Below are 11,232 nucleotides of genomic sequence, written 5' to 3'. Positions count from 1 at the left end.
CCCACTGGTTAGTTCTTTAATTCCTTTACGAATAGTATTTCTATCCCATCCCAATTCTTTTTGAGCCAGTAGTTGCCCTCCGTAACCTAATTCCATGACAATTTGTGCCTGAAAACGCCGCCTAGCTGCACCTTTGAGTTGGCTTGCTGTATCTAAGAACAATTCTTTGACTGAATCAGTTAATTCTATTAACACTCCTCTCCACCCAAAAATTTCTTTCCTAATTGAATTTACTACCAATAGGGGGAAGGAGAAGCCGCCTGCGGCGGCTTCTCCTTCCCCCTCAGAATAATTATCATTATTGGGATTGGTTATTTTATTCCTTGGAAGTCCCTTGCCCCCCGTTTGTCTCTGTCCCCGTGTGAGTGCGCCGAGACTGTCCAGCCGTCGAGCAATCGTACTGATGAATCGGCGTTCACCCCTGACATTGGTAGTAACTGGTCGAAATATTGGTGCAGAAGCCTGATTCGTCCGGTGAGAGCGTCCAAGTCCTTGAATTGCATTATCTGCTCTCCAGCTGGCTTCGAGTAAGTAGTGTGATCGCCTTCTACGATTGATCGCGTTCAAATCTGCGTGGTAGCTACGACCTGTGCCGCCAGCGTCAGAGAAAATGAGGATTTGCTTCTGGTCAGACATAAATGCGGTGGTTTCAGCAATATTTGCGCCAGAACCTCGTGAATCAACAAATAACCGTCCAGCTTCGTCTTTGAGTACCCTTTTGCTTCGTCCTGTAACTTCAGCTACTTGTTTGTGACCGAAATGCCAGAGTAATTGCTCTAGTGCGCCAGGGATAGGATCGAGACTTGCTAATCTCTCAACTAACGCCGAACGCAAAGCTACAGCTTCAATAGAAACAACTGGCGAACCATCAGCGTCAAAGGCGGGTTCGGATCTTTCTGAACCATCTTCTCCTGAGTGGATCTCATGCAAATGGACAGGGAATGCACTCATTAGGTAGTCCATGAGATATTCCCGTGGAGTAAGGTCAAGATTCAAGTCCTTGCATTCCTCTAGGGAAACTTCATTAAGTCGGCATTTCAATAGTTCCTCATTTGTAGAAACTATCTGGACTACAACAGCATGACCTTGCGCGATGTCCTGCTCAATGGCTTTAATCAGTTTTGGGCATTTCATCCCGGTCAGCAAATGGTTAAAGAATCGTTGTTTGTGGGATTCAAACTGGGACATCGCAGACATTTTAGCCATACGGTTGTATGTTTTCACGCCAGAGATATTACACGCCTCTAACGCCTTATATAAGTTATTGTGGATTATTTCAAAAGCGTCGGCATAACTGTCGTAAATCCTTTCCTGAGTAGGAGTTAAGTCAATTTCCAATGTATCGTACTCAACACCTTCAAAACTGAGCGATCGCGCCAGATATAATCCCAGTGCTTTTAAATCCCTGGCTACAACTTCCATTGCCGCAATACCGCCAGCCTCGATGGATTCCACAAAGTCTTCACGGGAGGTAAACGGGAAGTCGCCAGTTTGCCAAAGTCCCAGGCGATTAGCGTAAGACAATTCGAGACTTTGGTCGCTCCGGTAGCGGACACGTAGACAACCTGTGCAAGAGACAGTGCATTTTGTAGTCGTAGCCCGACGATACCCTGCATAGATCCTTTAACCATTCCCAACTTCCCCTCTTGTGCCATCGCGTTGCCCATTGCGTGACATTCGTCAAATGTGATCGCTCCTGCAAACTCAATGCCAGCCCACTCAATGATTTGTTTGAGTCGGCTTTTATCTCCTTTTTGGGATCTCAAAGTTGAGTACGTTGCAAATAGAATGCCCTCAGTGAATGGGATAGGTTCACCAAGTTTGATATTGCTCAGGTCGATGATATCTTTTTCACTTCCACCTAAAGCACACCAATTACGTCGGGCATCTTCTATCAGAGCAGAGCTTTTGGAAATCCAGATCGCTTTTCTACGAGCTTGACACCAGTTGTCTAAAATGATGCCTGCTACTTGCCGACCTTTCCCCGAACCTGTGCCATTCCCAAGAAACCAGCCTTTTCTATACCTGACTGCTGTGTTCTCATTATTTGCCGCGACTGTCACGTTATCGAGTGAATCATCCACTAAGTAAGAACCCGATAGAAATTCAGAGTGTGCCTGTCCTGCGTAGATAAGACTCTCAAGTTGTGCTGATGATAACAAGCCTTGTGTGACAATATTCCGTGGGAGATGCGGTTTATAAGTAGGCGCTGGTGGCGAAACAAGTGCTAGGGCTGCGCTCTCGCAAAGCAAGGAGGGGTGTGGCTTTGCACCGTGAATCCGAACTCTTTGTGGTCGGTAGCTTTCGTACAGGGCATCCTTTAAAGTCTCTTCACCAGTCCATTCGATAACCTCGTACTCCAGAACTGCCACGTCTGGAAGAGAGGAAACTGTTTGTGGTTGAGCCACTACGGTACGTCTTGGTAGTTTAACAACCTTCGCTGCAACAACAGCAGCTTTGACACGAGTAGAAGGAGAGAATAGTCGTTTTAGACCGGAGGCAAAGAAAGCGTCTCCGGCTCCGCATTATTTAGCTAGGTTACATCGGAAAACATGAGTCTTACTCCAAGTCCGAGGAAATGCTCAAACTATCGATTCGGTTAGTAATACATTATCTCAAGTACGGTTTTGTGGCGCTGCGGGCGCGACGCGCCCGCAAGCTTGAGGCGATCGCATAATTCATACTTGGATTCAGCAACGCCTAATTATCTATACGCCGCTAGCTACCTTTGGATATCATATCGCAGAGAAATTAGGCGTACCTTGCTTTTTTGCATCAGTTATGCGGTTGACTCCCACAGGGATGTTTGGGTTTTTAAGATTTGCTCAAATAACTAAAAACTCGCTAAAGAAAGCGATCAACTATGCCACCTACTTACTAGTAGAGTTTTTGCACTGGCAAAGATATCGTCCACTGCTCAATCACTTTAGAACAGAAACTTTGAAATTGCCGCCTCTACCATATTTGGGCAGAATGTATCAAGAATCCCTGTATTGTATGGATTTAGTTCGCACGTCATCCCAAGACCCCGTGACTGACCTGCATGGGTGTATCTAACTGGTTTTTGGTTTATTGACCAAGCCTCCGAATACGAGCCACCCCTGGAATTAGAGGATTTTCTTGGACGAAAGCAATTACCTTTGTGTTTTGGATTTGGGAGCATGACGATGACCAATCCAGAATATCTTACACACTACATTGTGGAAGCCTTAAAGAAAACCCGTCAAGGCGGGATTATATTGTCAGGCTGGGGTGACGTTGGAAGAACGGTGAATGTAAAAGATTCGCTACGAGTGTTTGTAATCAAGGAAGTTCCTCATGATTGGTTATTTCCCCAAGTGCCAGCAGTAGTACATCACGGAGGAGCTAGTACAACGGCGGCAGTGTTACGTGCAGGGACACCATCAGTTACCGTACCCTTCTTTGCAGATCAGCCAATTTGGGGTGAAAAGCTAACTCGGTTGGGAGTCAGCCCACAACTGATACCGTACCAGAAGGTATCAGAAAAAACTTTAGCAGCAGCGATTGAAGTAGTGCTGGGTGATGAGGTGATGCACAAAAAAGCCCAGGAGTTAGGTGAGAAAATCAGGGCTGAGGATGGTGTGGCGAATGCTGTTGAAGTTTTCCATCGGCATTTGGGGTTGATTGATTAAGTTATTATTTGGGTGAGAAATCCTAGACAATTGCTCTTGAATCATCACACCCACAACAGCAGTAAATGTCCCAAGTTAAAGTTTATACAGTGCTTTGGATGAATGGCAGTCTCCTAATGGTATTTTATACTCCTGGGCAGTGCTGGCAGTTTCGGGTCGTCAGCCGCACTCAAGGCATATTTGGAGAGCAAAAGATTTATTATAGTGGAGAAGCGGCGTTGACGATAGGGCTAGAGTGGATCAGGGATGAAAGTTGAAGAGTGCTGATCCGCTCCAAGGTGAGCATCGGATGAAAGATGTTCGTTGTCGTATGTAGGACTTCACGAAAGCAACACGGATCGTGAGTTGTCAAACCAGACGCTACTTATTTAGCAATTATCTGGTCGCAAAGCAGCACCAAAGATGTTTTAAGTAAATCGGTAGAGCGATTGAGCTAACTCTCGTCAGTTTGATGGATGTCCTAGAGTGCTTAAATTTTGTGAGATAGTTAGCAAAGAAAACGTTTAATTTAAAACTTGTAGAGCTAATGACACAAATACCAATGGTTCGCCAAATCCTATTAGATCATGATACTGGATTGATACCATATCTTAGTCAACAACTTCAACGATTGAGCTTTTCCCATTTTAAGGCCCAGTTTGGTTTTCATGTAGACGAGTATTGTACGCAAGTTACCTCTAATGAGGATTCTTCACAAATACAAACGATACTTTTGTTCACTCTCAAGTTATCTATTGTTGTAGATAGCCAAACTCCCTTAGATGAGGCGACGTTACACGCTCTTGAGTTTCAAGAATTGCTAGATGCACAAATTATTAGATGGAGCCAAGACAACGAAAGATTGCTTAAACCAATCTCAGAAATTAAAGGGGCGCTCAGTCATATGTCAGAAATACCGTTCCACGGTGGCTATCTTCCAGGTTTCGAGATTCATCGCCAATTTACTCTAATCTACAGTGCTGGTACTACACAGTTAAGCCAGTCAAAGGAGGCTCAATATTCCTTGCATAGTCCAGGGGAACGTACTCCCATCAGTGGACAGTACGAAGTAATCAATTCTAATGGAAAAGGCACAGGGTTAGAAGTAACATCAATTGCTGGAAATCCGTTTCCTCCAACGAGTGAATCCGACCAATCATATCGGTTAGTTGACCGCACAAAGCATAAAAACCCTAATAAGTAGCAATTAATGTTGCTTTGGCAAACGCATAGAAATATGGAACCTGGCTGTGCATTTGTTATTGGTTTAAAATGTGTAAGTATTTTGGTAGCGCTACCTATGATAAGTTTGCTGATCAAATGTTGAATAATACAAAAATATGAGTAAGCTCATCTTAATTACAGGCATAAGTAAAGGTCTAGATTATGCTCCCGACCGAGCATTTTATTCAAGAGGGACATACTGTTATTGGTTGCGCCCGTTCATCAGATGCAATCGATAAAATACGCCATTCATTTAGTGCGCCCAACGATTTCACATCTGTAGACGTGGCAGATGAACACCTTGTAAAGAAATGGGCCCAAGACGTACTTCAAAAATATTCACCGCCTAGTAAACAGTGATCACTTGGCTGATGCAGCGGCTTTATCGAGTTGCTCAAACTCGTCGTCTGACAGTTCAAGCTGCGCGGCAGCAATATTCTCTTCCAGGTGAGCAACTTGACTTGTTCCCGGAATCGGCAGCATATTAGGACTTCGCTTCAGCACCCAAGCCAGTGCCACTTGTCCTGGCGATACGCCGTGTGCTGAAGCAATCATGTCTACCGATCCGCCTGACTGGGCGAGGTCGCCGGAGGCTAACGGATACCAGGGGATAAAGCCGATGCCCTCATGGGTGCAGTAGTCGAGTACCGCCTCATCAGCCCGGTCTACAAGGTTGTAGCGGTTCTGCACCGTGGTCACAGGGAATACCTTCCGTGCAGCCTCGATCTGCTCCACCGAGACTTGACTCAGCCCAGCCCGCGCAATCAGCCCCTCTTTGAGAAAATCGGCGATCACACCAAATTGCTCGTCTTCAGGCACTTTCGGATCGATGCGGTGCAGTTGCCATAAGTCTAGCTGCTCCACTTTCAAGCGGCGTAGGCTCATGAGTACACACTGGCGTAGATATTCGGGACGACCTACGGGCGGCCACTCATTCGGACCTGTACGGGTCAGCCCACCCTTGGTGGCGATAAATATGCCGTCATAGGGATATAGCGCCTGGGCGATTAGTTCCTCAGCGACGTAAGGTCCATAGCTATCAGCAGTGTCGATGAAATTAACTCCGAGATCGGGCAAGCGTTTCAATACTTGTAGTGCCGACTCCTGGTTTTTGGGTTCACCCCACACCCCTTTGCCCGTAAGCTGCATGGAGCCAAAGCCGAGCCGCGTCACTGAACGATCCAAGAGAGTAAATTGTCCAGAAGCACTAGCATTAAGTGAAGACATAGTGTAAATCGGTTGGTGTAAATTGGTTGTCAGTATCCGAGTTCAATAAAAAATCGATTGTAGTTATGCTAAGGGTTCAATTAATCGGTGGGTGCTTTAGACTGCCACACTCACCAAGGCAAGTTTATCTTTGAAGTGATTTACCCATTGCAAGCTTTAATTTGGGGTTAATTCTGGGCGTTTTACCTATGGTTTGTTATCCGAGCCATTCCGGGTTCTTAGCTGTACCGTCAAAATGGCTAGTTGTTTTAAACAATTCATACTTCCCTTGAGCAGCAGCTTGGGCAGTTCGAGCCAGGAGTGCCGTGAGCTGTTGTTGACTCATCGGTTGAAAGGTACGTACAGCTTCTAATGCTTGGTCGAGAATTGGTATACTATCAATACCTGTAATTACTACTGAAGTTGGCAAGTTCATAGCATAGTGAAGACACTCAATTGGCTTAACAGTGTTACTCTTAAGAATAAATTTCCCGCCCATTGGCTTCATGCTTAAAACACCAATTTTCTCCTTTAACGCTACAGGTAGAACTAAGTGTTGAAAACTCCGAAAATGCGCGTCCATAACGTTTAGTGGCATTAGCAGTGTATCGAAATGAAAGTTGTTTTGGGCTGCAATATCCAACATCCTCAGATGAACTAAAGGATCTTTGTGTCCGGTAAAACCGATGTAACGAACTTTCCCGGCTTTTTGTGCCGCTAGCATTGCTGAGAGTGCCCCATCAGGAGCAAAGATTCGATCTGGGTCTTCCATACGAATAACTTCATGGAATTGCATTAAATCTACACGATCTGTCTGTAGGCGCTTTAGAGACTCGTCAATTTGTTTAGCCGCAGCTTGCTTCGTGCGACCATCAACTTTAGTCATGAGAAACACCTTTTGACGATAACCGTTACGGAGTGCTTGACCCATGCGGATTTCACTGGCTCCATTGTTATAATCCCAACTATTATCCATAAAAGTGATGCCGCGATCTATGGCACTGCGGATAATTTTGATACTCTCTTGCTGATCTTTTTGTTGCCCAATGTGAGAACCACCTACCCCGATGATAGAGACTTTTTCTCCTGTGCGTCCTAGTGTTCGGTAAAGCATTTCACCGCTTTTAATTGTTTCTGGGGTTGATAAGGGAGTAGTTGTTACTGGTGACTGCGCTTGAATCGATTCGTTTCCAGCTAGAACAGGTTTGAGCAAAACTTCACTAGCCGCTAAACCTGCGCCTAAACCCGAAGCCGCTTTGAGAAAATTTCGTCTTTTGATATCCATCTGTTTTCTCCTTAGTGGGGATGGGTTAACGTTTGATTCATAATGTTCAAAACTCCTAACTGCTTAATTTACTTGCAATGGCTGACTCCAAAAGGTCTGAGCCGATTACAAGCAATCGACTTTTACCATCCTACGGAAGCAGTTGTGCAAGCGCGTCTTCCTAGTGAAAGATAACAACTGTATATTTTCTAGTCATGAATAGAACATCTATCTACCTCCAAAGCTGAGAGTAAATTCATTCAATGGCTTTTAAATCGCGTCCATTTTCAAAAGAGGAGTATGTCATTGTTTTTTTTCAAGGGCAAGGCAATAGAGATTATTTGCTCCAAACTGGGAAACTGCAAAGTAACCGACTCACATTTTCGGAATTGAAGGAATAGTTTACTACTCTGACCTACACCGCAACCAGCCAATCGCACATCACAGACTTACACCCGCCTTCAAAGCTTACCCAGAGAAAAGCCACTACCCCAGATAAGCGTTCCAGTAAGGCTCCCCATCAGCAACCCCGATAGCATTGCCAACTTTGGAGATCAGCTCGTGGTAGAAGTAACCAGCATTTTCTATTCCTCGCTGCATTTTCAGATTCAAACCCTTCCACCCTTGGGTAGCAGGATTGGACACCTGGGTAAATGTTTGGGGAATGTCAGGTGATTTTGTGTCAGTTACTAGTGTTGGTAACTCTATATTGATTGTTGCTGACTGACACGGATTCACAATTTGATGTTTATGGTATCGTGTCAGCGATTGGTGTCGTTCAAGAGTGACGGAGGCAAAAGGGGGCGAGTTAGTTTTAAAAGATACGTTTTTTATGAGCGGATTACTTTTGAATTCCAATCATGATTTGCTCAACCAATGCCTCAGCAAATTCCTGATTCAACGGTTGATGTCCTACAAGTAGTTGGTAGAGTTGATGGGTGATATGGTTATATCTATTAGCGACTGAGGCTCCCCAGTCCACTGCGGGGCATCTGTTACCAATTGAGCAAACTTTTGAGGGTCAATATCGAATGGCACTAAGAAAAGAGCAAATGTATTATTTATAAGGGTTTCATCACTTTGGAAAAACGTAGGCTAATGAAGCAGCGATCGCAAACTGAAAGTTGCAGATTATTTGGATTCCCGCCCTTCAAACTATTAGTTTTCTAAACCCCTTACCAGGCAAGTATTTCAGCTTTTCTTAGTGTCATTCCTCGCATGGTCAAAGTAGAATACATCTTCCATGTAATACACGGCTAGAGCTAGACTAGCGGTGTATTACACGGAAGAGTTTATGCTGAAACGGGATATTCAGGGGAAGTTGGCATGAAAGCGAGATGCGTGTAAAAACCGGCAAGATTATTTGAAAACCCTTATCCTGTATGATTTTGATAATTTGATACAGAAAGGTCAAAAAAAGCCGTGTTTGGTAACGAGAAATCAAGCCTTTTGGGGTCATCTTGCCGGAAAAAACACAGATGTCGGCTCAATGCCAATCAGCCACTCACTTTATTGGCCGCGAACCGAGGATGAGAATATCCACCAGTCGCCGGGCGCTTTGCTGCCAGTCAGGAGTGGATGCTACATTGGCAACGCCAATCAAAGCCCGGAGCAGATCGATCGGATCGAGGTCTTCGCGGATATCGCCGTTTTCGATCGCCTGTTTCACCAGTGCCCGAATTGCCTCCCATATCTGGGTGTATGAACCTTCAAAAACCTGCTTCGGATCTCCCACCAGGGCATTCAACGCAGGGGCGATGATCTGTTTCGCAGCAATGTAGTCAACAAACAACAGCATCCAGGCGCGCAGCGCTTCGAGTGGAGGCAGTGTCTCAGCAAACTGCCGTTCCGCCGCTGCCAGCTTTTCTACCTCACTCCGATAAACCGCCACCAGAAGGTCCTCACGGGTCGGGAAGTGACGGTACAAGGTTCCCGGGCCGACACCGGACTCCTTGGCGATTTCGTCTAGGCTTGCGTTGGCACCGTACTGAGAAAACGCCTGCTTTGCCACTTCGAGAAGGCGCTCGCGATTCCGCTGCGCGTCACGCCGTGGACTTCGGTCTGAAGATTGTGAACGTTTCGTAGCCATGCAAAAGAGCTTGCAAACGGAGACAGTCTCCGTTAATATAGGAAATGTGGAGTTCAACTCCGTTTTAGCAGATATTCAGGATTCAGGCGATGAAGCCCGAGTGAATTTTATCAACCACATATAAAGAGACTAACTCATGCGTGTTTTTGTTACTGGTGCTACCGGATTTATTGGCACTCCCGTCGTCAAGGAACTGATTGCAGCCGGGCACAAAGTCCTTGGCATGGCCCGTTCCGACGAAGGGGCAAAATCCTTAGCGGACATCGGCGCAGATGTTCATCGCAGCTCACTCGAAGATATTGAAAGCCTGCGCCGTGGTGCCGCAGCGGCTGATGCTGTCATTCATTTGGCCTTCATTCACGATTTCTCGAATTTCGTGGAGAATAGCGAGATCGACAGGCAGGCCATCGAAGCGATCGGTTCTGAACTCGCCGGTTTTGATCGCCCATTTATTGCCACATCAGGGCTTGCGGGATTAGCTGCACCGGGACAGCTTGCGACCGAAGATAGTGTCATATCGCCGAATTTTCCATTCCCGCGTGTTTCAGAACAAACGGCGCTTGCGCTGGTACCTAAGGGTGTTCGTGTTTCAGTTGTACGCCTGCCTCAAGTTCACAACACTGTCAAGCAAGGACTTGTTAGTTCTGCCATCGCCATAGCACGCGAGAAAGGTGTTTCCGCCTATGTTGGGGAAGGTCAGAATCGCTTGGCGGCGGCAAACGTTTTGGATGTCGCCCGCCTTTACAGGCTCGTGTTGGAAAAGAACGAAAACGGTGCCAAGTACCATGCGGTAGCCGAAGAAGGTGTATATATGCGTGATATTGCCAAAGTTATCGGTCGCGGCCTGCAGATGCCTGTAAAATCAATACTGCCAGAAGAAGCGGAGGCTCATTTTGGATGGTTTAGTATGTTCGCTGACCATGACCTTGTAGGCTCAAGCGCTATCACGAGAAAAAAACTGGGCTGGAATCCTACCGGACCGGGCTTGATTGCTGATTTAGAGAAGATGGATTACCGAGGTTAGGCGAATTACACTGAAGTTTTGACTGAATTTCAGCATCGATCATATCGGCTTCAGTCTCATCCAATAGTTAGGGGCAGCGGATCGCCCCAGTCCACCAGAAAGCAAGGGATTCTATATTGTGCGAGTAAGGCTTTTCTGCACTCTTGGTTGCAGTCGCTCCGCGTTCAGCTCCAGGAAACCTCGGTGGAGGTTCTCGAACTCGCGCCGCCCTATGTGCAAACGGAGCTTGGCCATTCTAGTCAGGCGACCGATCCTGCTGCAATGCCACTGGCTGACTATACTGCTGAAGTAATGCAGATTCTCATCACTCCAAACCCGCCCTACAGCGAAATCCTGGTCGATCGAGTCAAAGCATTACGGTTCGCCGAAAGGAACGGTGATTACGAGCGAGTATTTGCGAGTCGCAATAAACAATAGACCTCTTACATAAATGCTTAAATTGTTATGTTGATCGGAGCCAAACATCTGGTGAGATTCTTCACTCCACTGTGTTCCGCTCAGAATGACATTCCTGATTTTTTGACTTTTGCAAGAAGTCTAATAATCGACGCTGGGAGTCGATCGATCGGCAGGAGAGGTCTGCGATCACACGCAGCGACATCAATGAGGGTGTCACCGTGGGGTTCAGCCGAGAGGTAGAGTCGAGGGGAGTGTTGCCACTCCCCTCGACTCTACCTCTCGTCCGATACCCGTTTTTGGGCGTTGCATAATTGAAGTATAAATTTGAGCGTAGGCGTAGCCCGTCGTAGACATCGCTATGCAATGTCCAAAGTGTGCATCAACTCGTATCCGC

The 11,232-nt window shown here is 46.3% G+C and carries 12 protein-coding genes and 3 pseudogenes; 8 read left to right on the top strand and 7 right to left on the bottom strand.

All coding sequences use genetic code 11. The features are described from left to right. Positions 1–189: pseudogene (locus tag V7L20_RS14370) on the bottom strand (ISAzo13-like element ISMae28 family transposase); the annotation flags it as partial. 186 nt (positions 190–375) lie between these two features. Continuing rightward, positions 376–2,372: pseudogene (locus V7L20_RS14365) on the bottom strand (strawberry notch-like NTP hydrolase domain-containing protein); the annotation flags it as partial. Positions 2,373–2,457: 85 nt separating this feature from the next. Here V7L20_RS14365 and V7L20_RS14360 point away from each other — a divergent pair. The 6 genes and pseudogenes from V7L20_RS14360 to V7L20_RS14335 all read left to right on the top strand — a co-directional run. Next, positions 2,458–2,677: pseudogene (locus tag V7L20_RS14360) on the top strand (hypothetical protein); the annotation flags it as partial. Positions 2,678–2,781: 104 nt separating this feature from the next. Then, on the top strand, positions 2,782–3,057 hold the full coding sequence (locus V7L20_RS14355; protein WP_334744731.1) for a hypothetical protein: 276 nt from the start codon (positions 2,782–2,784) through the stop codon (positions 3,055–3,057). Beyond that, on the top strand, positions 3,048–3,653 hold the full coding sequence (locus V7L20_RS14350; RefSeq protein ID WP_334744730.1) for a glycosyltransferase: 606 nt from the start codon (positions 3,048–3,050) through the stop codon (positions 3,651–3,653). The genes V7L20_RS14355 and V7L20_RS14350 overlap by 10 nt, the downstream gene beginning before the upstream one ends. Before the next feature lie 65 nt (positions 3,654–3,718). Continuing rightward, a complete protein-coding gene (locus V7L20_RS14345; protein WP_334744729.1) occupies positions 3,719–3,910 on the top strand; it encodes a hypothetical protein in 192 nt (63 codons plus the stop codon). 269 nt (positions 3,911–4,179) lie between these two features. Beyond that, a complete protein-coding gene (locus V7L20_RS14340) occupies positions 4,180–4,836 on the top strand; it encodes a hypothetical protein (protein ID WP_334744728.1) in 657 nt (218 codons plus the stop codon). Positions 4,837–5,018: 182 nt separating this feature from the next. Further along, positions 5,019–5,216 (top strand): hypothetical protein, encoded by a 198-nt coding sequence (locus tag V7L20_RS14335; protein WP_334744727.1) that lies wholly within the window; start codon positions 5,019–5,021, stop codon positions 5,214–5,216. On the opposite strand, the gene V7L20_RS14330 is transcribed toward V7L20_RS14335, so the two are convergent. The 5 genes from V7L20_RS14330 to V7L20_RS14310 all read right to left on the bottom strand — a co-directional run bounded on the left by V7L20_RS14330 (position 5,217) and on the right by V7L20_RS14310 (position 9,415). Then, on the bottom strand, positions 5,217–6,083 hold the full coding sequence (locus V7L20_RS14330; protein ID WP_334744726.1) for an aldo/keto reductase: 867 nt from the start codon (positions 6,081–6,083) through the stop codon (positions 5,217–5,219). It abuts the gene before it with no gap. A gap of 196 nt (positions 6,084–6,279) precedes the next feature. Further along, complete coding sequence (locus V7L20_RS14325) at positions 6,280–7,347, bottom strand: aldo/keto reductase (RefSeq protein WP_334744725.1); 1,068 nt, start codon at positions 7,345–7,347, stop codon at positions 6,280–6,282. A gap of 465 nt (positions 7,348–7,812) precedes the next feature. Next, entirely contained in the window at positions 7,813–8,064 is a 252-nt protein-coding gene (locus V7L20_RS14320; protein WP_334744724.1) for a hypothetical protein, read from the bottom strand. A gap of 103 nt (positions 8,065–8,167) precedes the next feature. Next, complete coding sequence (locus tag V7L20_RS14315; protein ID WP_334744723.1) at positions 8,168–8,308, bottom strand: hypothetical protein; 141 nt, start codon at positions 8,306–8,308, stop codon at positions 8,168–8,170. Positions 8,309–8,830: 522 nt separating this feature from the next. After that, positions 8,831–9,415, bottom strand: coding sequence for a TetR/AcrR family transcriptional regulator (locus V7L20_RS14310; RefSeq protein WP_334744722.1), 585 nt, complete (start codon positions 9,413–9,415; stop codon positions 8,831–8,833). Positions 9,416–9,551: 136 nt separating this feature from the next. Here V7L20_RS14310 and V7L20_RS14305 point away from each other — a divergent pair, with 136 nt between their 5' ends. Continuing rightward, positions 9,552–10,439 (top strand): SDR family oxidoreductase, encoded by an 888-nt coding sequence (locus V7L20_RS14305; RefSeq protein WP_334744721.1) that lies wholly within the window; start codon positions 9,552–9,554, stop codon positions 10,437–10,439. A gap of 18 nt (positions 10,440–10,457) precedes the next feature. Continuing rightward, a complete protein-coding gene (locus V7L20_RS14300; RefSeq protein ID WP_334744720.1) occupies positions 10,458–10,856 on the top strand; it encodes an SDR family NAD(P)-dependent oxidoreductase in 399 nt (132 codons plus the stop codon). Positions 10,857–11,232: the final 376 nt, after the last annotated feature.

The sequence above is a fragment of the Nostoc sp. genome (assembly GCF_036916735.1).
Taxonomy (GTDB): Bacteria; Cyanobacteriota; Cyanobacteriia; order Cyanobacteriales; family Nostocaceae; genus Nostoc.
Note: the sequence above shows the minus strand (reverse complement) of the source record. Positions and strands in the feature narration are given on the sequence as shown.

Bases quoted from the DNA above. Each gene is read 5' to 3' on its own strand.
- V7L20_RS14355 (WP_334744731.1), top strand. From the start codon at position 2,782: ATGCGGTTGACTCCCACAGGGATGTTTGGGTTTTTAAGATTTGCTCAA.
- V7L20_RS14345 (WP_334744729.1), top strand. From the start codon at position 3,719: ATGTCCCAAGTTAAAGTTTATACAGTGCTTTGGATGAATGGCAGTCTC.
- V7L20_RS14340 (WP_334744728.1), top strand. From the start codon at position 4,180: ATGACACAAATACCAATGGTTCGCCAAATCCTATTAGATCATGATACT.
- V7L20_RS14335 (WP_334744727.1), top strand. From the start codon at position 5,019: ATGCTCCCGACCGAGCATTTTATTCAAGAGGGACATACTGTTATTGGT.
- V7L20_RS14330 (WP_334744726.1), bottom strand. From the start codon at position 6,083: ATGTCTTCACTTAATGCTAGTGCTTCTGGACAATTTACTCTCTTGGAT.
- V7L20_RS14325 (WP_334744725.1), bottom strand. From the start codon at position 7,347: ATGGATATCAAAAGACGAAATTTTCTCAAAGCGGCTTCGGGTTTAGGC.
- V7L20_RS14310 (WP_334744722.1), bottom strand. From the start codon at position 9,415: ATGGCTACGAAACGTTCACAATCTTCAGACCGAAGTCCACGGCGTGAC.
- V7L20_RS14305 (WP_334744721.1), top strand. From the start codon at position 9,552: ATGCGTGTTTTTGTTACTGGTGCTACCGGATTTATTGGCACTCCCGTC.